22 protein-coding genes are annotated in these 24,981 nt (G+C 45.0%); 7 read left to right on the forward strand and 15 right to left on the reverse strand.

The genetic code is table 11. From position 1 onward, the window contains the following. The first annotated feature begins 798 nt into the window (after positions 1 to 798). Both V6669_RS22860 and V6669_RS22865 read left to right on the forward strand, forming a co-directional pair. Complete coding sequence (locus V6669_RS22860; protein WP_338588222.1) at positions 799 to 1,410, forward strand: TetR/AcrR family transcriptional regulator; 612 nt, start codon at positions 799 to 801, stop codon at positions 1,408 to 1,410. Positions 1,411 to 1,796: 386 nt separating this feature from the next. Then, entirely contained in the window at positions 1,797 to 3,119 is a 1,323-nt protein-coding gene (locus V6669_RS22865) for an amidohydrolase family protein (RefSeq protein WP_338588224.1), read from the forward strand. A gap of 184 nt (positions 3,120 to 3,303) precedes the next feature. Here V6669_RS22865 and V6669_RS22870 read toward each other — a convergent pair whose 3' ends face one another. After that, a complete protein-coding gene (locus V6669_RS22870) occupies positions 3,304 to 4,101 on the reverse strand; it encodes a hypothetical protein (protein WP_338588225.1) in 798 nt (265 codons plus the stop codon). A 25-nt stretch (positions 4,102 to 4,126) separates the two neighbouring features. After that, on the reverse strand, positions 4,127 to 4,702 hold the full coding sequence (locus V6669_RS22875; protein WP_338588226.1) for a papain-like cysteine protease family protein: 576 nt from the start codon (positions 4,700 to 4,702) through the stop codon (positions 4,127 to 4,129). 279 nt (positions 4,703 to 4,981) lie between these two features. On the opposite strand from V6669_RS22875, the gene V6669_RS22880 reads away from it, so the two are divergent. After that, positions 4,982 to 5,203, forward strand: a complete 222-nt coding sequence (locus V6669_RS22880; RefSeq protein ID WP_338588227.1) for a hypothetical protein — start codon at positions 4,982 to 4,984, stop codon at positions 5,201 to 5,203. Positions 5,204 to 5,486: 283 nt separating this feature from the next. Here V6669_RS22880 and V6669_RS22885 read toward each other — a convergent pair whose 3' ends face one another. After that, entirely contained in the window at positions 5,487 to 5,744 is a 258-nt protein-coding gene (locus tag V6669_RS22885; protein ID WP_338588228.1) for a type II toxin-antitoxin system HicB family antitoxin, read from the reverse strand. 121 nt (positions 5,745 to 5,865) lie between these two features. Beyond that, positions 5,866 to 6,459 carry a YdeI family protein gene (locus tag V6669_RS22890; RefSeq protein ID WP_338588229.1) on the reverse strand — a complete coding sequence of 198 codons (594 nt, stop codon included), beginning with the start codon at positions 6,457 to 6,459 and terminating at the stop codon, positions 5,866 to 5,868. Positions 6,460 to 6,720: 261 nt separating this feature from the next. On the opposite strand from V6669_RS22890, the gene V6669_RS22895 reads away from it, so the two are divergent. Continuing rightward, positions 6,721 to 6,942, forward strand: a complete 222-nt coding sequence (locus V6669_RS22895) for a hypothetical protein (RefSeq protein WP_100529170.1) — start codon at positions 6,721 to 6,723, stop codon at positions 6,940 to 6,942. 295 nt (positions 6,943 to 7,237) lie between these two features. Then, positions 7,238 to 7,465, forward strand: a complete 228-nt coding sequence (yidD, locus tag V6669_RS22900) for a membrane protein insertion efficiency factor YidD (protein WP_338595019.1) — start codon at positions 7,238 to 7,240, stop codon at positions 7,463 to 7,465. Between the two features lie 42 nt (positions 7,466 to 7,507). On the opposite strand, the gene V6669_RS22905 is transcribed toward yidD, so the two are convergent. The 3 genes from V6669_RS22905 to V6669_RS22915 form a co-directional block, all read right to left on the reverse strand. Beyond that, entirely contained in the window at positions 7,508 to 7,954 is a 447-nt protein-coding gene (locus tag V6669_RS22905; RefSeq protein ID WP_338595020.1) for an EVE domain-containing protein, read from the reverse strand. A gap of 124 nt (positions 7,955 to 8,078) precedes the next feature. After that, a complete protein-coding gene (locus tag V6669_RS22910; RefSeq protein WP_338588231.1) occupies positions 8,079 to 9,038 on the reverse strand; it encodes a YafY family protein in 960 nt (319 codons plus the stop codon). A gap of 216 nt (positions 9,039 to 9,254) precedes the next feature. Beyond that, positions 9,255 to 12,794 (reverse strand): S-layer homology domain-containing protein, encoded by a 3,540-nt coding sequence (locus tag V6669_RS22915; RefSeq protein ID WP_338588232.1) that lies wholly within the window; start codon positions 12,792 to 12,794, stop codon positions 9,255 to 9,257. A gap of 608 nt (positions 12,795 to 13,402) precedes the next feature. On the opposite strand from V6669_RS22915, the gene V6669_RS22920 reads away from it, so the two are divergent. Beyond that, positions 13,403 to 14,362 (forward strand): hypothetical protein, encoded by a 960-nt coding sequence (locus V6669_RS22920; RefSeq protein WP_338588233.1) that lies wholly within the window; start codon positions 13,403 to 13,405, stop codon positions 14,360 to 14,362. A 487-nt stretch (positions 14,363 to 14,849) separates the two neighbouring features. On the opposite strand, the gene V6669_RS22925 is transcribed toward V6669_RS22920, so the two are convergent. Beyond that, the gene (locus V6669_RS22925) at positions 14,850 to 15,311 is read right to left on the reverse strand and encodes a MarR family transcriptional regulator (protein WP_338588234.1); all 462 of its coding nucleotides are present in this window, start codon (positions 15,309 to 15,311) and stop codon (positions 14,850 to 14,852) included. 136 nt (positions 15,312 to 15,447) lie between these two features. Here V6669_RS22925 and V6669_RS22930 point away from each other — a divergent pair, with 136 nt between their 5' ends. Further along, positions 15,448 to 16,326: an SDR family NAD(P)-dependent oxidoreductase gene (locus tag V6669_RS22930; protein ID WP_338588235.1), complete on the forward strand. Its 879-nt coding sequence runs from the start codon at positions 15,448 to 15,450 to the stop codon at positions 16,324 to 16,326. Between the two features lie 70 nt (positions 16,327 to 16,396). Here V6669_RS22930 and V6669_RS22935 read toward each other — a convergent pair whose 3' ends face one another. From V6669_RS22935 to V6669_RS22965, 7 genes are all read right to left on the reverse strand, one after another. Next, the gene (locus V6669_RS22935) at positions 16,397 to 17,224 is read right to left on the reverse strand and encodes a sugar phosphate isomerase/epimerase family protein (RefSeq protein ID WP_338588236.1); all 828 of its coding nucleotides are present in this window, start codon (positions 17,222 to 17,224) and stop codon (positions 16,397 to 16,399) included. Between the two features lie 146 nt (positions 17,225 to 17,370). After that, entirely contained in the window at positions 17,371 to 18,693 is a 1,323-nt protein-coding gene (locus tag V6669_RS22940) for an LLM class flavin-dependent oxidoreductase (protein WP_338588237.1), read from the reverse strand. A 71-nt stretch (positions 18,694 to 18,764) separates the two neighbouring features. Then, positions 18,765 to 19,997: an MFS transporter gene (locus V6669_RS22945; RefSeq protein ID WP_338588238.1), complete on the reverse strand. Its 1,233-nt coding sequence runs from the start codon at positions 19,995 to 19,997 to the stop codon at positions 18,765 to 18,767. A 206-nt stretch (positions 19,998 to 20,203) separates the two neighbouring features. Further along, positions 20,204 to 20,647, reverse strand: a complete 444-nt coding sequence (locus tag V6669_RS22950; protein WP_338588239.1) for a GNAT family N-acetyltransferase — start codon at positions 20,645 to 20,647, stop codon at positions 20,204 to 20,206. Positions 20,648 to 20,889: 242 nt separating this feature from the next. Beyond that, complete coding sequence (locus V6669_RS22955) at positions 20,890 to 21,792, reverse strand: ROK family protein (RefSeq protein ID WP_338588240.1); 903 nt, start codon at positions 21,790 to 21,792, stop codon at positions 20,890 to 20,892. 28 nt (positions 21,793 to 21,820) lie between these two features. Beyond that, positions 21,821 to 23,293, reverse strand: coding sequence for a glycoside hydrolase family 32 protein (locus tag V6669_RS22960; RefSeq protein WP_338588241.1), 1,473 nt, complete (start codon positions 23,291 to 23,293; stop codon positions 21,821 to 21,823). Positions 23,294 to 23,318: 25 nt separating this feature from the next. After that, positions 23,319 to 24,926: an ABC transporter substrate-binding protein gene (locus V6669_RS22965; RefSeq protein ID WP_017686933.1), complete on the reverse strand. Its 1,608-nt coding sequence runs from the start codon at positions 24,924 to 24,926 to the stop codon at positions 23,319 to 23,321. Positions 24,927 to 24,981 lie beyond the last annotated feature (55 nt).

The raw sequence follows: 24,981 nt of genomic DNA on the forward strand, positions 1-24,981 counted from the left end.
ATTATACCCATTAATATAGGCCTAATTACTTATTCATTATATCTCATCTCATTTGTCGAATGCTGTTGGTTCATGTCTTTTTTATTATTCAGATAATTAGTTTCGAAATAGCATAATACGTAAGATTGAACACCCGAAATTAACGCAACTATTTTATTCTAGATCTTCTCAATCTTCTCCAATTCCCAGATACTTTTAGAGAGTATTGGTTTCTTACATAAATAAGATGCGTCTTCAGAGGTACATCTTTTTTTGTTATTCTTGTCTAATTTACACATTGAAGTCCAATAACAATTTTTAAATCATCCTCGCGGCTTCCGATAGATCCTATGCTCCCCACCCGATCCATATTATTCGTTTACCGGTTCACGATCTTCTCCTTAACGAACATTTATCTCTTCCTGTATGTTAGCGGTGCATCAATAAAGCTTGCTTCTATTGCCTCCCCACTCCCTCCTTGTGCACCCACATCACTCAATTTCAGCGTATTCGCCATCATCACCGCCATCTCGGATAGATAATGGTTCGAATGGACTTTAAAGGTATTGTCTTCGTAACACACTTCAAAACCACCAGCAGAACCGGCTGCTGTACCAAATTTCTCTTTACTCGCTTACCATTAATATCCTTCACTTTATAAGACATTTTGTTAGTTTACCTATATAACAGCTCTGCAACCGTCTCCTGATCGAACTCCTAATCCTACTACCTATCTTTCTCCCCTCCCCATTGACAAACCCAAAAAATAAGAATAACCTAATAACGAACCACCCATTCACTATTAAGGAGTCGTTCCCGATGGTGCAAGCCAAGAAAGACGAAGTCAGGAAAGAGATTGAATATGCGGCGCTCAAAGTCTTTTTCGAAAAAGGCTATGTGGATGCCAAGATGAGCGATATCGCGGATGAGATTAATATTTCCGTGGGCAACATTTATACTTATTTTAAGAACAAGAAGGAACTCTTCTACGCCGTCGTGCCGCCGGATCTGGTGGATTATTTGAAAAATGTGCTGGTGGAGACGATTCACTTTGATAATCAGACCCTGTTCGAGGAAACGGATAGCGAGCGAAAGTCGACGCTGTTGCAGGAACAGGTGGATGTATTACGGCAATACCGGAATCAGATTGTTATCATCTTTGAAAAGAATAAAGGCACCATCTACACTAACGCCAAGAATGAGCTTGTCGAGCTGATGATCGAAACCAAGAAGGCATATCTCAAGAATCAATATAAACGGTATGAGATCGGTACCGAGGAGAATTTGATCTTACTGAACATCCTCGCACACAACGTGATCGACATGAACCTGGATCTATTGAAGCGGGATATGAGCGAGGACAGCCGGAAGCAAATATTCGAAGCACTGTATGTATACAGACTGTACGGTATGAAGAGTCTCAACGAATAACGCTTCTTCTCATCACTTATACCGGGTAGACAAAGCGTGCAGATCAGGTCATTTTCACTTGGTTTGCACGCAAAAAAATATCTAACGTTAAGTCGCTCTATTTTTTTGATCTAAAAATGAATTAATTATTCATTTTTAAGTTGAATATTTACCATTCACCAAACTATTTAAGTTAAACCTACATTTACACAATAACGGAGAGGACAGAAATAAACAGAGGAAGCGAAGAATTCGCATTTATCACCGGATTTCCCCTAATAAGAGGGTATCAAAAAAATCTGGGGATAACAGCGATCCGAAGGTTGTTCTGTCATCGGAGTGATAAGTGTACATACCCATCATTCAACTTATATAGCTTCACCAACCATTCCAAGGAGGAACACAACATGAACACCGCTTACGCATTAAAAAACGTCCATCTGATCCACGGCGACTCAAGCCGCAATCTGCAAAAAAACATAACGATTCTCGTCAATGAACAAGGACTTATTCAGGATATTGGCAAAGATAACGAACTACTTATCCCTAGTCACTACACAACAATTGACCTCTCAGGGAAATACGTGATGCCTGGACTGATCAACGCCCACGTCCACCTCTTTGCAGACGGTAAACCGTTCAGTCTCTCGGTCAGTGAAGGCTTGTTGCAGTTTGCCTATGATCGGATATTGAACACGAAGTTTGGCAGAAACGTATTGAAAAAACGCATGAAACGCAACGCGCTGACCGCACTCCATGCGGGTGTGACAACGATGCGCAGCGTGGGGGAATTCTTTTACACGGACGTCCAGCTGCGGGATGAGATTAATAACGGTGACTTTGTCGGCCCTAATCTGCTTGTCTCTGGTTTTTTCCTAAGTGTAACGGGTGGACATGGTGCTCCCTTTCTCGCTCTGGTGGGCGATTCCCCATGGGAAGCATTAAAAAATGTTCGCATCAATGTGAAACACGGCGTGGATCTGATCAAAATCTGTGTGACGGGTGGCGTGACGGATGCGAAAATGGTGGGCGAAGCTGGACGTTTACAGATGACGGTGGACGAAGTTGCAGCGATCTGCAATGAAGCCCACAAGATCGGTTTGCGGGTAGCAGCGCATGTTGAGAGCACGGAAGGCGTAAGAGTTGCGTTACAAGGTGGCATTGATACCATCGAGCATGGTTCGGAGATGGACGACGAAATCATTCGTTTGTACAAAAATAATCCCAATGCCCTGAATGGCTACACCGCACTCATCCCCACCCTGCAAGCCGCTTATCCCTCCGCTTCACTGGATACCAGCGTAACGAAGGTAAGTGCAACGGTAAAAGAGAATTCCAGACTCGTCTACGATTCCATGCTCAAAGGCGTAAAACAAGCGATCGAGAACGGCATCACCATCGGGATCGGCACTGATGCCGCTATGCCTTACGTAACTCACTATGATATGTGGAGAGAGATGGATCACTACATGAGACAGGCCAACCTGAACAACAAACAGGTCATCGACATGGTGACTCGAACCAATGCGAAGATCCTGGGCGTTGACGATGTTACAGGGACGGTGGATATCGGGAAACATGCTGATCTGATTATTATGGAGCAAAATCCGCTGGAACATATCGAGGCCTTGTCAGACATCTCTATGGTCATGGTCAAAGGAAATCTAATTCAAACACCATCTGTCACAAGAATCAAAGAAGTCGACGATGTTCTAAACTCAGTTTGGTGAATTCAGGAGTGAATATTAATAAACAAATTCATTATTCCAGTATAAAAAAAGCACCTACGAAGGCAGGGTACCCTGCCTTCGTAGGTGCTTTTGGTTAAGCATAACTTCAATTTAACCCTCAACATGCTTACTTTGTGAACGGAAGGAGAGTTCTTCGTTGAATGGAGTGTCTGTGGTGTTTAAATCATTTCAAACTCTGTTTTTTTCTTACCCACATGTACATTACTATTGAGCCTACTAAAGCAATGACCAAACTCATTATTGTTATACTCATATAATTATTCACAGATGTACCGGAGTTAATGACCGGATAGCCACCCGCACCGTCTACTTCTGGATCAACTCCTTGGGATTGCACATCTTTTAGGAAATCAATCGTCTTGGAGGAATCCCATAGCTGATTATTATCCATACCTCCCATGAGTGACTTTTTCTCAGTAGGTACATCTGGTATATTTACTTCTTTACCATTGATCTTCACGGCCAAATAACGGATATTTCCGTCCTTGATTAATACCGGATTAAGCGTATCCACGTCAGTAGATAAGGATTTTGTCATCGTATTTAAGGACGCATCCAACCTGGAGGCATCTCCTCCTGCAAGAACCACTCTGAACTCACCTTCGAATTGTTCTATACTAAGAAATGACTTTCCAACACCGCCCGATTGCACAATAAAGTCATACTGTCCTGTCGGCTTAGACACATCAATCAGACTGTCAGATACTTTTTCAAACTTCTCAGAGTCAAATAAGTATACTTCGAAACCAGGGCCTAAGGTGACAGACTTAACTTCTTCTTCATTTTTATAACCATATCCCATAGGATCGTCTAATACCATTTTTTTAAATTCATCCAACCCTTGTCCTTTGGCAAATGTCTGTACATCTTCAGGCACATTGCTGGCATAACTACTTGGAGCCATAGTGTAACTGACCAATAGACCCATATATATCACCATTAAAATTCTCATATATTTCATGATTATAGACCTCCTCAGCTAATCCTTATTGATAATGCCAAAAGTCTTTAAGTCCCCATCTCCACGTTCTGTCTGCTCCCGTACCTCCATTAAATTTCGAGAATTCCATTGAAGTTTTCACACCATCCCAAGGATCCAGATAATGCATATAATAAGTATATGTTGGAGTATTACTATAGCCATAAATAGCAACTGCATGACCAACAAGAGCCGTAGGACTATTCCATTTCCAACTCACATATACGGGGCGCCCTCCATCAATCTGACTTTTTACTTGGGCAACATTCAAATTACCTGAGTAATAATTAGAAGATACTCCATAGTCATGCATTCCACTTTGGGCTTCTACTGTGGATGCCGATACATTTGTACAAGAACTGGTTGACTTCACTGTCTTAACGAAATCGCATTGATATACATTTTTGCTAGCCATGAATTTAAGAACACTTGAACTAACTGCTGCCCAACACCATTCACTCTTCTCTTGCTTTGCAATAGGATATGATGGCAAATCAGTAGAAGCAGCATATGCTTGTGACACAAAAGAGAGTGTGAATATTAGTCCAAATACGGAGAATAAAAAAGTTCTTCGAGATTTCATTTTAAACCTTCCCCCTCATTTCATTAGAATTGAATGAATTTGTTAAAGTGTGCTTATCTAACTCAATCTTTTTTGTTCCCCTCCAATCCAAACCTTCCATATTCATGTCACCCACACTGTATATAACGAGTTATTTATCATAAATGTTTCCTTTTTTAAAAATATTTTCAATCCAATTCCAAAAAAAGTAGCGAAAAGCATATCCACCATTTGAGGCTTGTTGCAGTGTGCCTATAATCGATATTGGATACCAAGCTCGGCAGAAACGCTTAAAAAAAAATGAAACATAACGCACTGACTGTACTCCATGCGGGTGTGACGACGATGCGCCGTGTGGGAGAATTCTTTTACACTGACGTGCAACTGTGGGATGAGATTAACAACAAGTTTTGTCAGACCCAATCTGATCATCTCGGTTATTTCCTAATTGTCACGGATGAACATGGTGTTCCTTATCTAGAACTGTTGAGCGACTCCCCATGGAAAGCATGGAAGACGTAAGGGTTGCGTTACAAATTGATGTCGATACCATGGGGCACGGTTCCGAAATGGACGACGAAATCATTCGTTGGTACCAAAATAAACCTAACGTCGTCGTCTTCCTAACCTTAGACGGTATCATTGGGTCATGATTAATTTAGAGGGATAATACCTTTTTGCAAATCAATACGATTTTCTCAGGTATTACGTCATTGATTCTGGCCTCGACCTTAGGAATCTGCTTGGCGGCCTTATTTATTCCGATATTTTTACTGTAGCTTCAGATATGTAAACATAGAATTCATCAATAATACGTAATACTTGCTTCAATTAAATACGCTTTATCTTTAGGGTTCAATAATTCAGGCATTATCCTTTGAGGAGGCGGAATGTCTTCAACAGGTTCTCCATCCAAAAATAATTCAAGCGCTTCTTTCGCCATCAATAATGCTTCTTCAACTGAATCGCCACAGGTGAAACATCCGGGCAGATCAGGAAATGTAACATTAATTCCATCTTCAGCAAAATTAAAAATTGCGTAGTATTGGTAAGTTCGAATCATATGGGACACTCTCCTGTTATCTATACTTTTAGCAAAAACAGCAAAAAGCCTTTCGGATTATATCTGAAAGGCTCTCAACTCGCTTTTACTCTTAATTTCCCTCAAATATATTGTTATAAGATTAATCATTCAATCCTTTGCCCTCCAGGATCGGCTGCATGTACTTCTCGATTCGTGACACTTTTGTTTTGGATTGCTTCGGTTGTGAGAAATAATAGAGATATGCCCGCTGCCGTCCGGGTGTCAGTGCTTCAAATGCATCTCGGAAAGCAGGATTCTCATCGAATTGCTGTTGAAGTTCCTCAGGAACGCTATATTCGGCAGTTTTTTTCATTTCCACTTGCAGTCCGGCTTGTTCCACTTCAATCGCTTGCTGGATATAGGCTTTGATCATAGCCTCCTGCTCCACAATCTGCTCCAGACTGGTGAAGCGAAGCTGGCGTTCTGCCTGTACATTCTCCGTTTGCTGGACCAAAATGCCGTGTGTATCCTTCAGTAGAGCACCTTTGAAGAACAGAATGGCCACGTATTCTTTGAATCCATGGATTAAAACGATGTTTTTCCCATCCAGCATGTAACAAGGATGCATCCACTTCATATCCTCTGTCAGTTCAAAATCCCGAATAATCTCTCTCAGCTTTGCGGACTCTTCCTTCCACGTTTTGAGTTTCTTCAAATAGCCGTCAACTTTACGATTCCCACTTGTATCCGTCATGGAGAAATTCCTCTCTTTATCTCATGTTCTTATAGGTTCAATTGTACTGGTTTTCAGTGGATTGTACAGCGTTGCTTACAGAGCTTTTATTGACTTTTCCACTTAAATTTAAACCTTAATAGCAACAAAGACCATCCTGTTAGATGGCCTATCATTTAATTTAATATCATCTAATAAGTTTCAATCGACAGTTCACCATACCCATAGTAAAATAATGGAATGTCTATTGCCATAATTCCAACATACGAAAGGATGATTTAAATGAGAGAGTACACAGTCGTTCCAGGTCCGAAAAATGTTCAAGTAAACCGAGGTGATACTCAGGCTGCTGTTAATTTATTTGCGGATATCATCAATCACAAAGCACAATCCGGATGGATCTATCAATCCATGGAGTCGCTAGCCGTCACCGAGAAGCCCGGTTGTCTCCAGCAACCTGTTACAACGCATCATTATATGCTGATTTTCTACAGAGAGATTTAATAATAGTACAACAATCATGAGAAACTCAGAATCTGAGGAACTGATATATAATAACATGCCATCCGAAGAAGAACTTATTAGACTCTTACATACACATCATGAAGAAAACGATCCTCGAAGCAGTTTCTATATAAGAACTCATGTTATTCCAGAAATTGATTGGTTGAAGTCTTTGCTTAACGTTACACTTGCATTATTCGCAGGTCTAATCATCTCTATGATCTGTTTCTATCTCTTGAATCCATTCATTCCAGTATATGCTTTGCTAAGTGCCCAGATTGTTTTCATAGCAAGTATGTTCTTCATCGTTCTACGACGTGTTAGAGCAATCCTGATATGGAGTATTAGAATTTATCAACGTTTTGCCCCCATTGAAGTGAGGAATAAATGTCGTTTTGAACCAAGCTGTTCTGTGTATATGATTCAAGCTATTGAGAAATACGGGGCAATTAAAGGTCTTTCCTTGGGCATCCAGCGTCTTCGCAAATGTAATATCAACGGTGGAGGATATGATTATCCATAAAGCAAAAAGGTCCATAGACAATCTATGGACCTTTTGGTTTGGTTAACATTTCTGGCTTAAGCTAATATTTAGTAGTGACTGTGTCTCATCTTCCAACATGGAGGAAGCTATCATCATAAAGTCTTCAGCCCCAATTTCAAAGTGACCTTTACGAAATGGAAACCCCCAATTGCGATTCCCGCGTGTAAAACTGAGTTGGTCTAACAACGTTGCGATCTTTACTTCTCGACACGGAAGATAACGGAGATCCCGGCGAAAGGGTACAAAGGATTCCGACATCTGATATTGGTATATCCTATCATCGTTAATTTGACCAATAGCGGTAAACGCCTGAAGTGGCTTGCCAGTTGATATGTCTGTACGTGGAGAGTAGTATATCATCCAATCACCCGCGGACATCTGTCGCAACATTGCTGACTTGCCATGGCATAGCTGCGCAAACCCTCCCTCTACGGCTACATTTACATGAGAAGCAGACACAACGCCAATCCACTATCTTCTGTCTGTCATTTCCAATGATTTCAATACTTCCGTTGTACTTCTCATCCTTCAACCCACTCCTCTTGATCTGTGATATACCAAAGTATAAAAAAACACTACTGACAGGTGTATGTCAGTAGTGTTTTAAGTAGTGTTTTAAGATGTTTTTGGCTACTTCCTGCATTCGGAAGCGCAAAGACTCCGGCTCCAAGACCTCGATATCTCCACCCCAGCCAAGCAAATAATGCAATATTTCCTCCGGGTAGCGGACACGAAAATGAAAAATGACACCTTCCTCTTGCTCCTCAAATGCATCCATATAAAAATGAAGGGCCTCCATAATTTTGTCAGCAATTTCGGGTTTTGCCCTGATTAATATGTGTTCGTTACGGTCATCAGGAGGTCGATAACTGTTTAGATCAAAATCCGGCGGCAAAGTGAAGTGATCCTCCAGCACGGAAAGTTCAGTCATGCGTGACAAACGAAAATGACGGATGTCTTGCCGCATATCACAACGTGCAATTAACATCCAATTCTCCTGAACAAGTGAGAGTCCGTAGGGTGAAACCTCACGCATATTATACCGATTTCCATCCGTTCCTGGCATTTTTTTCAGGTACATAAAGCTGATTTTACGTTGATCCAGAATGGCATTACGAATCTGGTTAAGGTATGTTTTCACCCGTGCTCGGGTTAATGGTTCCACCGTATGAAGCAGTCTCATCGTTTCCCGTACACGTGTGGATTCGTCACGAACGGATTCAGGTAAAATCGCTTCAATTTTGCGTTGAGCCGACTTAGCCTCCATCGCGTATTCTGTATCCAATCTCTGTTCGATAAAATCAGCTCCCATAAGCAGGGATACGGCCTCTTCTGCGGTGAAGCTTACCGGGGGCAGAAAATATCCTTCCATCAGGGAATACCCATGACCCGGAGCTCCCATAATTGGAACACCAGCCTCACTTAATGCCTGAATATCTCGATATATCGTACGTACACTTGTCTCCAATTGAGCAGCTAAATCTTCTGCTCTTAACATCTTTCTTCGCTGCAATTCAAGTGTAATCGCAAGCTGCCGCTCCGTTTTGTTCATGTTCTAGCCCCCACCGTTTCATCATCCAAACCTAACTCATTCTATCACAGTAACTTGCCCTTTCGTCTCGTGAATTACAGCAATGGACCTTCTTACATGCCACCCCCGAAGAGATGAGCAACTCTTAATCTCAAAAAAACTGATACCCCAAAAGGATATCAGTTTTTTATCTACATTATATCTGCTGTAAATACGGTTAATTCTCTTTGTTACTTCTTACACGTACATGGCGAGCAACAACTTAAAGATCATCGTCGCAGCTTCCGCTCGGGTCGTTTCACTTCCTGCACGAACCGTATGGTCCGTATATCCGCTCACAATCTTGGCTTGCACCGCTGCATCCAGTGCTTCTTGTGCCCAAGATGGCGTCTGCGATGCATCAGTGAAACTTGGTTTAACGGATGTATTACCAGACATTCCGGCTTGTGCATCTGAACTTACTTTCAGCGCATTCGCCATCATGACTGCCATCTCGGCACGGGTAATGGTCCGATCGGGCTTAAAGGTGTTATCACCATAGCCTTTCACGATTCCGGCTTGCACGGCTGCGGCAATATCCCCTTTCGCCCAGTCTGGCAGACTACCTTGATCTGCAAATGTCAGATCCGACTCCACGGACTTCAATGCCAGCGCCTTACTGAGCAACGTAACAAACTCTGCCCGTGTGATCTTCTTGGATGGTTGGAATGTTCCATCTGTGTAACCTTGAATCACGTTCATGCCCAACAAACGATCTGCGTAGTCGGAAGCCCAGTGTCCATTCAGGTCAGACAGATTCACCGGTGTGTAACTGGACACAACAAATGTACCCAGATGATTAACATTAGCCGTTATGCTTCCTGCTGCATTCGTCTTGCCACCGATAAATACCCAGCTCTGACGAGCTTCATTATAATAGTAGATTGCAGGTTGGGTGCCATTCGGCAGAGCTGCCGAATCCACATTCAGGCTCAATGCCGCCTGATCATTCAACGTTCTTCCGCCACTGCGGCTGATCTGTACAGCTTGTCCAAGTACATTCAGGGAAGCTGTATTCTGCAACTTGTCCTTGGCAACAACAGACACTTGCAGCGTATCCTTGGAACCAATGGCTCCGGATGGAACATTGAATTGCACGATGTCTTTCAAACCCGTTTGGACCGGCTGATTCGCTTCCACCTCAACCTTCACTTCAGTGGATGAATCTGACCCCGTTTCCGGGTTGGTTGGTGTGGTTGGAACGGTAGGCGTTGTTGGCACACTTGGTGTGCTTCCTCCAGAATCTCCACCAGAGTTGCCTCCATTACCTCCACCTGAACCCCCGCCACCATTGCCTGAGCGGGCTTGTACAGTCACAGTACGGATAACTTCCTGTGCTTCATTACCAGCGATATCCTTCACGTTATAGCGAAGGGTGTAGATCCCTGCTGCTTGTGTGTTCACCGTGCCATCCACCTGCACGGAACCACGGATGCCGACATTATCAGAAGCCTGTGCTCCAGGCTCGTTATACGTATCTCCCACATTCAGCGTCATCTGGCTGCTACCTTGCAGGGTGATGACGGGAATCTCACGGTCTATTTTAATGACCAGAGGTAAAGTATACGTTTGTTCCAGATCATCGGTTGCTCGGAATAAAAGGTTGTGCTCTCCAGGCTCTGTTACCTCCAAAGGTGTATTCTCTGTATATGGTTCGTACGTCTGCCCTCCATCACGGGACAACTCGATGATCGCGGAAGTAGCAGGTGCGTATACTGCGCTGGTTACACTAACCGTTACGGACTGGTTCGTCCATATCTCCGTGTGATACGGCTGGCCGTCAGCGGTAGTTATGTTGCTTTTTAACACCAGCGCCTGATTATTCGTGCCTTCCACAATGACAGTGAACGTTTTGGGTTGTGACTCCGTGCCACGTTGCACAGTTGCCGTCAGTTCCAATCGCTCATTATTGTCCGGTTGCGTTAGCAGCTTGCCCTCGTTATTCATTAGTTCCGGCTTGGAGCTGGACCAACTAATCGTTGCCCCATGCTTCCCTTCGACAGGAAGGGTGAGATCGGAATGGACCGCGTTCAGATCGCCCAGATCAATTGCTTGAAGCGTATCGGTTACAGCCTGTGCGTCACTGTAAGGTGTGGCACTCATGAAGATTGGGTTGGAGTAGAACCACAGATCGCGATAGTTGCTATCGTTAATTTGATTAAAACGGGTCGTTGCATCAGCTGTCGTATTTTTCGGATCAAGCTGTGGTTCACCATTTACAGTCTCACCTGTCACGTTCATGCCCAGATTCGTACCGCGCAGGCGGAAATACTTGTCCTGATCTGTAGCTTTGATCTTGTACGTGATGACATTATAACCTTCGGCATCTGTCGTCCAATCGTTGGATGTGAAGGTAGCCAGTACTTTGGTAGAGTCGTTGGTGTCTTTGGTATATGCGGCTGTGCCCTTCTGTGCCTTGGCTGTCACATCCCCAGCGATGAGATCGACGTGATCCACCACGGGTACTTGTCCAGCAGACGTGCCGCTGTTGATTGGATTTTCATAGTTGTTGCTCGTCGTTGGACTCTTGAAGCGGATCTTCAGCTCAACTTCATCGCCTTGAGTCACATTAAGGTCTCCACCCATCTCAACCTGAGCACCCGCTCCGGAAGCCGTGAAATCCAGTGCGTTGATCAGGTCACCAAATACGGAAAATGATTTCCCCGAACGCAGTCCATCCAGAACAGCCTGCATGCCTGTACCCTCAACCCATGAATAGGTCTTGGCATATTCGCCCGGAAAATAACCGCTGGAATTTGCGCCAATCGTCTTGAAGTGGTAATCCGAATTGCCATAGTTCCAGAAGTGGCGTCCTTCTCCAAGCAATGCATCCCATAGTCCGCCAACCTTGGCGACCATATAGTCTACACCGCCGTATGTACGGTATTTGTATCCATCATCAGCGGTCGGATTAGCTACATTGTAGCTTGTGTTGTACCCTCCACGATCAGGTTCCATCTGGTTACCCAGCATGCCTTCGATACCGAATACCACTTGTGGAGCCAGATCGTTAAACTCACGGAAGTCCGCGATGGTATATTTGTTTTTGCCGCGTGAAGGATGGTTGATCATCGCATAACTTGTCATTGGATAGTTCGTAGCGAGCCAATTGATGGCGGTTAAGGCATCCTGATGGGTCGTGTAGGCACGCCCTCCGTTCTGATCCCATTTGGCTACGTCAGCCGCATTAAACAAATTCGCTGCACGATTCGTGAAACGGTATTCGAATTCCTTGGCAGCGTTCAGCGCTTCGGTTGAGTTCGGCTCATCTGTAAGAATCCCCACCCCAACGTGTTCATGTGTTGGCATGTCCCATTCGAAACCGGAGAAGATCGTTTTACCTGCATATTTGCCTGCATCCTGAAGTGCCTTGATCTGTGGTACCTGATATTCATTCATCCCTTGGGACATGGGTATTGGTCCACCCGAAATGTCGTTCCCGTTGTGATCTCGCTTGGATAACCGCAAATGATCCGTAAGCGCGATCCAATCCAGCCCATATTTGGTTAAACCCGCGTCGAGCACGTTCTCCAGTGAAACCTGTGCATCATCGGACTCAAACGTATGTACATGCAAATCTCCGGTTTGCCAAGAACCTGTTATCGAGCTGTTGGTTGGTGTGTTATCTCCCGCATCTGCATACGTTATCGCAGCAGGGAAAGCTCCCATGACCATCCCTGTAGCCAAAGGTATAAGTGTAAGCATAGCGAGCATTTTCTTGCCTTTATTATTGAACAAAATCATCCCACCACCCGTTCTGAGTTGTTGTGTCGGAAGTAAATATAAGAGGCTTTCGGGGGCAGGGTCAACGGCCTGGAAGCATGTATTTAAAATTTTACATATACCTGCATTCTTTCATATCCCGTTAAAGGTTTTTCTAACTTATCCTAACGAAGTTATACTCTATACTGCTCCATATTGAGGGAGTGAATCTAGGAAAAACGCAGCATATAGGAGGTGATACAAAATTCAGAGATTGTTCACGATTCAGGAAAGTTCCACCACTGCTGTGGATCATTAGGAGGAGACCTCGTGTAGGAGAAATGATGAAACCGAGAACATAGTAGGTTTTGTAAAAAGATCAGGGTTACGTATACGCTGAGTATAGAAAAAAGCACCCACGAATCACAGGCATGATATGCCCAGAAGCCGCAGGTACTTTGAGTTGAGCGGGATTTTGTTTCAGCCTTTACATCTTTACTTTTGTAAACTGGGGACGAGTTGTTTGTAAGATCCGACCTATCTCCACTTTATATTTAAACTGGAAAAATACGATACATAAACCGATAATGTTGAAGATGGCTAACAACGCAAAGATCCATATACATTGAAGGAGTTGCACACTTTTGAAAAGATTCTATCTAGGTTTTGGATTAACGATCACCATTATCATTGGACTATTATCAAGCGCTACTCCAACAGAAGCAGCATCGAAGAAAGTAAACTTAAAATTGTCAGATGGAGCGACGTACTATGGTGAAGTTTTAAACGGGAAACCTCATGGTAAAGGAACCGCAAGATGGGGAGAAACCGAAGTTTACTCTGGAGATTGGGTGAGTGGTAAGCGGCAAGGAAAAGGCAAGTATACATATACATTAGTTGAAGGTGGAGGTGTCCCCTTTGAGGATTACGATGAATCTAATATGGGCCATGGAACAGGTGAATTCACTACAAAAACCTACACCGGATCATGGATTAATGATACATATCATGGTAAAGGAAAAGAAATTACGCAATGGTTAGAAGTACAGTATCTTACTTCTGATGGTAAGGTTTACCCTATACTTGACAGATACATCAACACCATTAACAATGGAACATTCAATCAGGGCAAGATGACTCAAGGATATTACGCAATTCACTCTTCAGATACTGTCTCACTAGGATATACTGATCACACAACTACGATTGCTCTCAAAAATGATTATTTCAACGAAAAGTTAACCGGGGATAAGGACTTTTTTGACACGATTATCGATTATAAAAAGAAACACGGTTCTTCTGAAAAATATATTGGGATTAAACCATCCGAGTTCTCCAAAGGTACATTAACTAATGGCAAATTCACGGGGGTTACGCATCTAATCGATTATAGTAATTCAGTTAGTTATTCTAAACAAGTCATAATGAACGATAACGTATTAAAAGAGAATCACATAACAGCTACCGTATTTCATAAAGATCGTAAGAAGAGCATTAATGAATTCCTGCAAGCTATTAAGCCCTACTCAGTCAAAATCAACACCATCTCTGACGAGATTATGTCATTAAAAGACATTAACTATGAGGGAATGATCCCTAGGTAGTGGAGGTCACAAAATGAGCAAAAAGCGATGGATTGTGAGCATAGTCATTTTGATTATCATACTTTTCATGAGCGAATTGATGATGTTGTCCTCAGGAAAGGTTGGAGTTCTCAACATAACGCAGAGAATCATTTCAGGTGCACCTCATGTTATCGTTCAAGGGCAGACACTGTCTTACCAAGGTAAGGTTCATTGGGAGGATATCCAAAGTAGTATCGAAGAATATTCCGCAAGCGATGAAGGAACGGTCTTGTATAAAGCACTAGGCACCCCTGTCCCACCACCTTGGATATATGTGAGAAAAGGAAACCATCAGGGTTTCCGATATAAAATCCCGCAGCTTCCCTGGAAACTATAAATGATCTGGGAACTTCACGAGCGGACATCACCAGATGTCCGCTTTTGCTATAAATTTGTAGTCTACCTCGCTCAATGGTGACATGTCCTATGGTTCAGGTATCAAATACAATCCTCACTAATGTTCCTCTCACTTTTCTTCCAATCCATTAAACTGCCTTAGCAAGACGGTGAAACGCTCCAGTTCCTTATCATCCCATCTGGATATACGGTCATAAAAAGCTGACTCCTTCTGCTTGAGCGCAGCAACCGTCGATTGTTGACCCAGTTCCGTAAGAGACAGTAACACCCCGCGCCGATCGTTGGGGTCTTGCTCTTTGCTAACATATCCTGACTTTTCGAGTTGTTTGATTAATCGGCTGACCGAGCTGCGGTCCATTGCATTCGCTTCTGCCAAGGCCGCGGCGCTTGTTGGGCCGTAGGAGTAGAGCCACCGTACCAGTTGAAAAGCGGCAGGTTGCAGATTCGCATCAAAACGCTCGGCAGATCGAACGTTAAGCGCATGCGAAGCACTGATCAGTGCATGAATCTGCTCACCCAGCGCTAGCTCCAGGGCTGTTCTATCTTTGGTTTTGACTGGATTTTTACTCATTATTGTTAACTCCCTCTCCCAGATACATGAAAGTAGACTTCTCGAAATATAGTTGACAAATATCAATTAATATTTATAGTTGATTTATGTCCATTATATAATTCCGAATCTATTCGTGTCAAAAGGAGATCTTCTTATGAAAACTAAACATCCCATTATTGTGATTACCGGAGCAACAAGCGGTTTAGGGCAGCTTGCAGCCATGGAACTCGCCAAACGTGGGGCACATCTTATACTCACAGCCCGAAGCAAGGAACGTGCCGAGGCTACCAGGTACAAAATCAAGGAGATCATGCCTTCTGCCAAAATCGAATTTTTCTATGGAGACTTGTCCTTACTAAGTGATGTAAAACGTGTGGGGCTTGAGATTGCAGCCGCTTATCCACGTATAGACGTACTTCTGAACAATGCCGGACTTCATGCTTTTGAACAGAGAGTCACGTCCGAAGGATATGCCGAGATGATTGCCGTCAACTATTTGGCACCTTGGCTGTTAACGCACACCTTGCAATCTTCCCTGATTCAGTCGGGCCATGCCCGTGTCGTCAATGTTGCATCTGAAGCTTCGCGGAATCACGGCACATTGGTGCTGCCAGATGACTTAACAGATATCACTCCTTTTACTTCACGCGGTTCCTCTCCAATCTATGGCAAAACCAAACTGCTCAATATTATGTTTACTGGTGAACTAGCCAGACAATGGCGTGGAACCGGAATTCGCGTAAATGCCTTGAATCCTGGCTTTAATGTTACAGGTCTTGGACGAGAGCTATGGTTTGCAAGTGTGCTTGAACGCATTTTAACCTTTTTGCACATTGGCGACCCGCGCCGGGGTGCGGATATCATTACTCGGTTGGCTGTGGATTCGAAGTATGGCGAGGTTTCGGGAGGATATTTCAATGTGGGGACTGGAGCATCTATTGTTCCTATACATCCTGGAGGAGATGAGGCCATGCAAAACAGACTGTGGATCGTTACGAGACAACTGATGAAAGATCACGGCGTGCTGGATTAATTGAACAAGAACAGGGGTGTTCCATAAGCCACAAATATAGCTAGGAACACCCCCTCCTTTTTTCAGTAACTTAGATTGCCGCAAATACCTTGTCAAAACCCGCTTTCGACTTAGCCAATATTTCACTCAAACTTAGATTCGATGCCGGTGCCAGTACTTCCTGAGCCACCACGCCATTGTAACCAATCGCCTGCAGATTTCTCAGAAATCCACCCAAATCAATGACCCCTTCGCCGGGGTATAAACGCTCATAATCCAGCAATTCTTCAACGGGCAGATCATAAGCATCATTGATATGCACATGAACAATCTGCTCTTTCTTCAACTTCAACAGATCTTCCATCGGTAAACCATTCGTATGCCAGTGATAGGAATCCACCAGTAAACCTACGTTAGGCGCATGGATCGTCTCAATCCAGTCCAGCGTATCTTCCACACGCCAGATAAACGGATGCTTCCATTGCGTCCGCAAGTGATGGCATCCCACAAACTCCAGACCCAACTTAATCCCATAAGCATCCAAGATATCTGCGCAGAGTCTCAAGCGTTTCGTAGCCGCCGCCATAAATTGTGCTGCCGGTTGATCCGTTGAGGGTAAAATATACGTGCAGCAGCTGTAACAATTCAGTGAAGCAGAAGCTTCTGCCATAGCGACCAAAGATTGCAACCCCTCACGAAATTGTTCATCTGTCGTCCGCCACTCTACCGTCAGACCCGATGAACCGATGATCACCTGATTGCTTTCCAGCAGATGTTGCGCCCGTTCCTTGCCATACGTTTCAATCAATGAGAGCGGATTCAAATCTACAGATCCGAATCCGTGCCTGGCCGCCTCTGTGATATATTGTTCATCAGACTCGATGTTGCCCAGTCCCGCATTCGTTAACCCTCTAATCATCCCAATCTCCTCCTGTGACTCGTCTGGAATTGCAGCTTGTGTATCATTTTCTTTATCATTTTATAATAGCAGTACTCTCCAAAAAAGAAACCATTAAAAAAGAGCCGCAACAACGTTATATTAACGTCATTACCGCTCTAACTTCTCTATCTCACGCTCTCTAACGTATACCGGTTACGCGGAATCTCAAGACCCAGATTCTCCCTTAGCGTCTCATGTTCATACTCCGTGCGGAACAGCCCTCGTTCTTGCAGAACCGGGACAACTAGCTCCACGAAATCTTCCAAACCATTGGGCACCACGGTACGAACATTGAATCCGTCTGCCGCTTCGCCTTCAAACCATTCCTGAATCTGATCTGCGATCTGATCCGGTGTACCAATGAACGATGTACGTGGAGTGGATGCCAGCAACGCGACTTGGCGCAGGGTCAGCCCCTGTTCCCGTGCCTGCTGCTTAATCTTATCTGTTGTACTGCGGAAGCTGTTGCTGCCGATCTCCCCAATCTCGGGAAAAGGTTCGTCCAGCGGGAATTGGGAGAAGTCGTAATGATCGAAGTACCGCCCCAGATAGTTCAACGCCTGATCAATACTCACCAGTTCGGCAATTTCCTGATACTTCTGCTCCGCTTCTTCCGCTGTTCTACCTACAATGGGACCGATGCCCGGGAAGATCAGGATATCTTCTGCCTTGCGTCCATAAGCCACCGCTCTTGCCTTCACATCCCGGTAGAACTCCCTTGCTTCCTCGATCGTCTCATGTCCTGTGTAGACGGCATCTGCCGATCGGGCGGCCAGATCTTTACCAGATTCAGATGAGCCCGCCTGAAAAATCACCGGGTGACCCTGCTTCGAACGCCCTACATTAAGCGGCCCCTGTACCGAGAAGTGTGCTCCTTTGTGATTCAGCGTATGTAACTTGGCAGGATCGAAAAATACGCCCTGTTCCTTGTCTCCGATAAAGGCATCGTCCTCCCAGGAATCCCAAAGTCCTTTGACCACATTCAGATGTTCTTCCGCAATCTCGTAGCGCAGCGCATGGTTCGGATGTTCGCCTTTGCCAAAATTAAGTGCCGATCCTTCCAGAGGTGAAGTGACCACATTCCATCCGGCTCTCCCACCGCTTAATTGATCCAACGAGGCAAATTGCCGCGCAACCGTGAAGGGTTCACTATAGGAAGTAGACAATGTAGCAACCAGCCCGATGTGAGAAGTTGACCCGGCGAGTGCGGACAGAAGCGTGAGAGGTTCAAAGCGATTGAGAAAATGAGGATTGGACTTCTCGTTAATGAAGAGGCCATCTGCAATAAAGAGCAGATCAAACTTGCCTTTTTCCGCGATACGCACCTGCTTCTTGTAGAATTCCAGACTAACGCTCGCGTTAATTGAAATATCCGGGTGACGCCAAAAGGAAATGCTGTTACCCACTCCGTTCAGATTGGCTCCCAACTTCAATTGTCGTTGCGACATATATATTCCTCCCTATGTTGTGGTGATGACCATTCAGTTCGAGTATCCTTTTATCTCTGAGAGTCGTTTCATCATTTCTTTATGCTGTTTCCGCTAACTTCTGCTGTTGCCATGCCTAATCCCGGTTTATCCGCCTGTTTCACATCACTTACCCGGACTGCCCAAGCCGCTCCAAGCAATACAATCCCTGTAAATAGAAAAATAAACGGAATGCCGATCCATCCACCGAGAAAACCACCGATTAACGGTCCAAGCACAATACCGAACTGACTCGCCGTCTGACTCAGACTGACAGCCCTCCCACGAAAATCGTGATCAGCATATTTGATGATCAACGCATTAAGCGCCGGATAGACCGCGGCAAAGAATAGACCATAAACAAATCGCAGGCTGCCAAAATAAATCAGATTCGTTGCTGTCATTTGCAGCAGACTGCCAATCCCACCGCCGAAAAGACCGATAAACAGGGTTTTCTCGTATCCGATCCTTCCACCAATCTTCCCCCATCGCGGCCCCATAATGACGGTTGCCACACCAATCGCCGAGAAGACAATTCCTGCACTGAGTGTTGCACTGCCAATATCTCCGCCAATCTGGACCACATAGAGCGTCAGCACCGGTTCGATGATGAGCACGGAGGTCGAGACTAAGAGAATCAAACCGTAGATTCGCATCAAACCCGGCGTGGAAGCCGCTCTTTTCAAATCCCCTATGATCTTCGTTGGAACGATCGTACGAGTTTGTCGTGACTCCTTAACACCGAGGACCATCAGAGCCGCGAGTAATGTAATTACAGCGGATGCAATGAAACATCCCCGCAGTCCGATCCAGTGACTCAATACACCACCGGCAAGAGGACCAAGAATCCCGCCCGCAGCGCTGGCCGTGGAGATTACGCCAAGTGCATAACCCACCTGTTTCTCCGGAGTATTGGTACCGATCAGTGTAATCGAGGCGGGATGAAAACCAGCCATGAGTCCCTGAAAGACCCTCACCGCGATAAACGTATACGGATCATACACAAAGAAGTTAGCCAGATGTGCAATGCCTAGCCCCACTCCGGAACGGACCAGCATCAGTTTGCTGCCATATTTATCAGCCAGTGATCCCCAGAAGGGTGCGCATAATCCGCTGATCAGAAAGCTGATGGAAATGGAGATACCCGACCAAGCTTCCAAGCCACTCTGGATACCGAGATCATTTTGCAGGAATATAGGAAAGAACGGAACGGATAGCGAGTACGCCATATGATTGAAAAACAGGCCGAACCACAGAATATACAGATTTCTCTTCCATTGTGGCATCTTGGCATTCTCCATACTATATAATTCCTATATAAAAAGTAGGTTATTATCCATATTAGGATAACGTCATCGGAAAGTATAATAGAAAAGTTCAATAGACCCATTCAAGAATTAAATGAATGGGTCTGTTACGTAACCGTTACACTGACCACTACGCAGTCAGAACGTAAATATGAAGTTAATTTTTAATACGTATAGTAATCATACTATTCCGGCAATTGGACCGACATAAATACATCGACCTCATCTTCACTGTCCAATATAAATCCAAATCGTTCATACAATCGCCGAGCAGGGCTTCCCTGCAAAACATTTAAAATAATCCGTTTCCCCTGAACTTCATCCTGTTCCAGCAGCATGTTCAGTACCTGAGTTCCTATTCTCTGGCCTTGATAATCGGGATGTATGTAGAAATGTTCCAATAGATATGCCTCAGACTTGGGCTTCAACGCTACACAACCTACCATTGACCCCCCCACTTCAATAATCCGCGTATGGGCAGGGTCGAATGTATTCCGGAAACGTTCACGCACCTTCACATCATCGTACCTTCCCAGTCTGGTTAGATCATCGTATAATACCAAGGCTCGCAAATCGGCCAGTTGCTCTTGGTCTGCCTGTACAGCTTGACGTATTGTTATTGGGTTCATTGGTTGAATTCCTTTCCAGTGGAGACACGTTAATTTTTGAATATCTTATCGCACTATAGAACACTAAAAATCATACCTTTGGCAGCTCACTTGAGCAACATCGGATTTTAGAACGCACTTTTTTTTCAAACATATTGAACTCCTCAAAAAATAAAAAAGCCCAAAAAGGACGGTGCAGTCTTGCTTATACAAATAAGCGAACCCGCAGCCATCCCTTCTGGGATGTAGATTATTTCAGAAAACTACGAAGCATGTGACGCTTGTGCTGCATGCTGCTGCAATGCTTCCAGACCCAATGCGAGCGCACCACACAAGCCTGCATGCTGGCCCAATCTGGGCTGCACAATATATTGGTCGATATGTTGCGTGATTGGGGCTGCATTCACATAACCATTAAGATTCCGCACTACCTGTTCCCGGATCATAGGAAACAGATGATCTTGCTGCATCACACCACCGCCCAAGATGATCTTCTGCGGCGAATGAAGCAAGATGGCCGTTGTAATCGACTCCGCAATGTAAAAGGATTCGATCTCCCACGCCGGATGATCTGCCGGCAGTTCACTGCCAGGGATCTGCCAACGGGCTTCAATGGCTGGTCCTGCAGCCATACCCTCCAGACAATCGCCATGATACGGGCATAATCCGGCAAAGTGATCGTCTGGATGGCGTCTTGTGCGAATATGTCCACCCTCGGGATGTAACAATCCATGGACTCGTTGGCCCCCTGCCACAAGTCCAACACCAACGCCTGTACCAATCGTGTAATATACACAGTTGTCCAGCCCTTGCGCCGCTCCCCACGTCACTTCACCGAGCGCGGCAGCATTCACATCCGTATCCCATCCAAAAGGAACCGGAAATTCATGCTTCAAGGTTCCAATCACATTACAGTTCCCCCACCCAGGCTTAGGTGTGGTCGTAATATAACCATAGGTGGGACTATCCGGTTGCAGATCAATCGGACCAAAGGAGCCAACCCCCATCGCTTCCACATCTTTATCCCTGAAATAGTCGATCACCTTGGCAAGAGTGGTCTCCGGATGTTCTGTTGGAAAGCTGATCCGATCTTCAATCTGTCCATGCTCATTACCTACACCACATACAAACTTTGTTCCGCCCGCTTCTATGGCTCCAATACGCATCGTTCTGGACTCCTTTCCTTCATTACAATTAACCTTTAGCCCTGGTTGATGATATCTCATAGATATGAAGTGAAGAGAAGACCAGATCGGTATTTTCGGCATGAGCAGAGATGCCCTTGGAATCCACATCCGGATAGATCAGATCCGTAATAACCGCCTGACCATCATTTGCAAATACCTCCACAGATGATTGATCTACAAAGATACGCAAGCTTTGATTTCCATTCACTTCTTTTAACTCAGCTGTGTGGCGGCTCAGGAAATGTTCATGAAAATCGCCGATACCCGATCCACTACGATCGATATACACTTCCCCTCGGTTGGCGTCTACGCCAACGAGTGTTTCGTTGTCAGCTCCGCTTCTTAAGGCAAAATGGAACGACTGATTTGGAGTCCACTCTGCATGGATCTCATAGTTCACTATTTGCAAAGCGTTCAACTGCTCACTCACTTGCTGAATCGAAGCATCCTGTAGGGACAATAATGGCGTACGGGCTTGCTTAAGCTCACGCGCAGGACGTTGAATCAGTATTACTTCTCCGGCTCTTGTCTCCAGTGACAGCTCCCGTGCAATGGTCATTGCTCCACGATAATCATTGGTTGGCGTCTGGTTGGCATACATCCAGTTGCTCATCCACCCCATAAACAGGCGTCTGCCGTCTTCAGCCGGAATGTCTGACCAACTAACTCCCGCGTAGTTATCCCGGCCATGATCAATCCAGCGAACCGTATGGGATGCCTCATCTGGGACAAATGTACTTCCATCAAAATCTCCGGTAAAATATTGTGTTCTGGATCCTTCTTTAAAAGCAGGATCTGCACCGATGCTAACGAGCATCACCCACTTCACCTGCTCTGAATCTCCATCCACTGCAAGCGGGAACAGGTCCGGGCATTCCCACACGCCATCGTGTGAACCAATCCCGGCGCCAAATTCACTTCCTAGCGTCCAATCCTTCAGATTGGGAGATCGGTACAGACATACCGTTTGACCACAAGCGATAATCATAACCCATTCCTTGGTCTGCTCATGCCAGAACACCTTGGGATCACGGAAATCTACAAAGGACTCATGCTTTAATACCGGATTACCCTCGTATTTAGCCCAGGTTCTGCCGTTGTCTTTGCTATACGCCAGACTCTGACGCTGAACAGGATGCTCATTTGGTACTTCCAGATGATGTGTAAAAATGGCTACCAACCCCGGCTCATCTTCGAAAAATCCGGAAGTATTGTTCCAGTCCACCACCGCACTGCCGGAGAAAATCATGCCATGTTCATCCGGTGCCAGAGCTACAGGAAGTTCATCCCAAGTGACGAGATCTCGGGTTACCGCGTGACCCCAATGCATCGGTCCCCATGTAGTACCAAACGGATGATACTGGTAGAACAAGTGATACTCCCCATTGAAAAACACCATGCCGTTTGGGTCGTTCATCCACTTCTCTTTCGGTGAAAAATGGTATTCATTTCTGTAATCTTGTTTAAGAATTGTCGACATTATGGTTTCTCCTCCGTACTTTTCTTTATTTGTTATTACGGTCATATCCCGCTTGTTTAATCTGTAGCCATTCTTGCAATCCAAGGCGATCCAACTCTTTCAAGTAAGCATCCCATTCCTGATCTATTTTCCCGTTCTGATACCATTCTGTACGCAGACGTAACACGTAGGCGAAGAGATCGGTCTCAATCGTGGACAATCGATCCAGTTCATCAATGGAGAAGAACACACTTGGATATACGTTCTCCGCTTTCATATGCGGAACCATAACCTTGTCGAGAAGTTCCATCCGCCAAGCCGCATCTTCCGGTTTGGTTGTGTATTTGTCATAATAACTGTCGAGAATGGCCAATGGTCCTGCGATACTGGTTTTTTGTCTAAGTTCCACAGGTGCAGATCCTTCCAGCGGAAGATGCTTCAGCATCCCTTTGGCTTCATCAAATTCAAAAATATTTTGCTGACTCTCATCTCCATAGGTACCCCAGTTGTTCTGTACGGATTGGAGCGGATCGTACAATTGGTCTACCCACTTCGCTGTGGATTCCAGGTTTTTATTGCTGCTGGTGATGACCATGCGACCACGATCAAGCCCAATCCCGTTTGTTCTTGTGACATTAACTTCGCCGTTAGGTCCAGCAACCGGAGGCAGAACATCATACGTATCATTCATGCCTGTAATGTTAGCCTTATCCCAAGTGAAGTACATGCCGTACTTGTTGTCCTTGCCTTTCGCAAGATACGTGTTCCAATCCTGCTGATACGACTCAACATCGACGAGACCTTCCTGAACCAGCTCATGAATGTATTTAACCGCCTCCTTGTAGCCTTCATCAGCTGCCGTGAAGACCACTTTCCCATCATTGGTTACCACGGTATGATCCCAGTTCTCTCCGAGTCCAAATGCCGCAAAGAGGAATGTTAGATCTTCTCCGCCCGGTTTGTTAATGAAAGATAACGGAATTTCGTCTGCCTTACCGTTGCCGTTAGGATCTTGGGTTTTGAACGCGATCAATACTTCTTTCAGTTCTTCGGTTGTCGTCGGCATCTTCAGTCCAAGCTTGTTCAGCCATTCCACATTAATCCAGGGCAAGTTATCCACTGCCTGAATCCGTTGTTTGCCACTTCCGAGTTCTTCAATCCATGGGAATGAATAGATATGTCCGTCTGGAGCCGTGATCATGCTCTTGTATTCGGGAGCTTCCTCCAGCACCTTTTTCAGATTGGGCATGTGTTGTTCAATCATGTCCTCAAGTGGAATGATCGCCCCGTCCTTCGCCAGTTTCAGGAGATCATAATCCCCGTAACCTGCATCAAAAATGGCATCCGGCAAATCACCGCTGGCCACCGCCAGATTTCTTTTTTCTGCAAACACATCACTCGTATAGTTCTTCCAGTTGATATGCACATTGGTTTTCTCTTCGAGTCGCTTGTTAATCAGCTTGTCGTTCGGATCAGCGGGAGCCAGCGGAGAGCTCTGTGTTATAAAATTCAATGTCACCTTGCCATCAGGGGATTGCGCCTCACTTGCCGCGCCGCCTCCCCCCCCGCCACAGGCGGTTAGAAAGAGCATTGCAGATAACATGGAAATGGATGCCGTTGTAACGGCTTTTCTGGATTTGTTCACTTTTTTCATAATAATGACCTCCATGAGTTGGATTGGATCAACTTACTGTATCGCAGGCTGTTCA

The sequence above is a fragment of the Paenibacillus sp. Y5S-9 genome (assembly GCF_036894235.1).
GTDB lineage: Bacteria > Bacillota > Bacilli > Paenibacillales > Paenibacillaceae > Paenibacillus.

Excerpts from the sequence above, each read along its gene's own strand:
- V6669_RS22860 (WP_338588222.1), top strand. The coding sequence starts at position 799 with ATGGTGCAAGCCAAGAAAGACGAAGTCAGGAAAGAGATTGAATATGCG.
- V6669_RS22865 (WP_338588224.1), top strand. The coding sequence starts at position 1,797 with ATGAACACCGCTTACGCATTAAAAAACGTCCATCTGATCCACGGCGAC.
- V6669_RS22870 (WP_338588225.1), bottom strand. The coding sequence starts at position 4,101 with ATGAAATATATGAGAATTTTAATGGTGATATATATGGGTCTATTGGTC.
- V6669_RS22875 (WP_338588226.1), bottom strand. The coding sequence starts at position 4,702 with ATGAAATCTCGAAGAACTTTTTTATTCTCCGTATTTGGACTAATATTC.
- V6669_RS22880 (WP_338588227.1), top strand. The coding sequence starts at position 4,982 with ATGAAACATAACGCACTGACTGTACTCCATGCGGGTGTGACGACGATG.
- V6669_RS22885 (WP_338588228.1), bottom strand. The coding sequence starts at position 5,744 with ATGATTCGAACTTACCAATACTACGCAATTTTTAATTTTGCTGAAGAT.
- V6669_RS22890 (WP_338588229.1), bottom strand. The coding sequence starts at position 6,459 with ATGACGGATACAAGTGGGAATCGTAAAGTTGACGGCTATTTGAAGAAA.
- V6669_RS22895 (WP_100529170.1), top strand. The coding sequence starts at position 6,721 with ATGAGAGAGTACACAGTCGTTCCAGGTCCGAAAAATGTTCAAGTAAAC.
- yidD (WP_338595019.1), top strand. The coding sequence starts at position 7,238 with ATGTTCTTCATCGTTCTACGACGTGTTAGAGCAATCCTGATATGGAGT.
- V6669_RS22910 (WP_338588231.1), bottom strand. The coding sequence starts at position 9,038 with ATGAACAAAACGGAGCGGCAGCTTGCGATTACACTTGAATTGCAGCGA.
- V6669_RS22925 (WP_338588234.1), bottom strand. The coding sequence starts at position 15,311 with ATGAGTAAAAATCCAGTCAAAACCAAAGATAGAACAGCCCTGGAGCTA.
- V6669_RS22930 (WP_338588235.1), top strand. The coding sequence starts at position 15,448 with ATGAAAACTAAACATCCCATTATTGTGATTACCGGAGCAACAAGCGGT.
- V6669_RS22935 (WP_338588236.1), bottom strand. The coding sequence starts at position 17,224 with ATGATTAGAGGGTTAACGAATGCGGGACTGGGCAACATCGAGTCTGAT.
- V6669_RS22940 (WP_338588237.1), bottom strand. The coding sequence starts at position 18,693 with ATGTCGCAACGACAATTGAAGTTGGGAGCCAATCTGAACGGAGTGGGT.
- V6669_RS22945 (WP_338588238.1), bottom strand. The coding sequence starts at position 19,997 with ATGCCACAATGGAAGAGAAATCTGTATATTCTGTGGTTCGGCCTGTTT.
- V6669_RS22950 (WP_338588239.1), bottom strand. The coding sequence starts at position 20,647 with ATGAACCCAATAACAATACGTCAAGCTGTACAGGCAGACCAAGAGCAA.
- V6669_RS22955 (WP_338588240.1), bottom strand. The coding sequence starts at position 21,792 with ATGCGTATTGGAGCCATAGAAGCGGGCGGAACAAAGTTTGTATGTGGT.
- V6669_RS22960 (WP_338588241.1), bottom strand. The coding sequence starts at position 23,293 with ATGTCGACAATTCTTAAACAAGATTACAGAAATGAATACCATTTTTCA.
- V6669_RS22965 (WP_017686933.1), bottom strand. The coding sequence starts at position 24,926 with ATGAAAAAAGTGAACAAATCCAGAAAAGCCGTTACAACGGCATCCATT.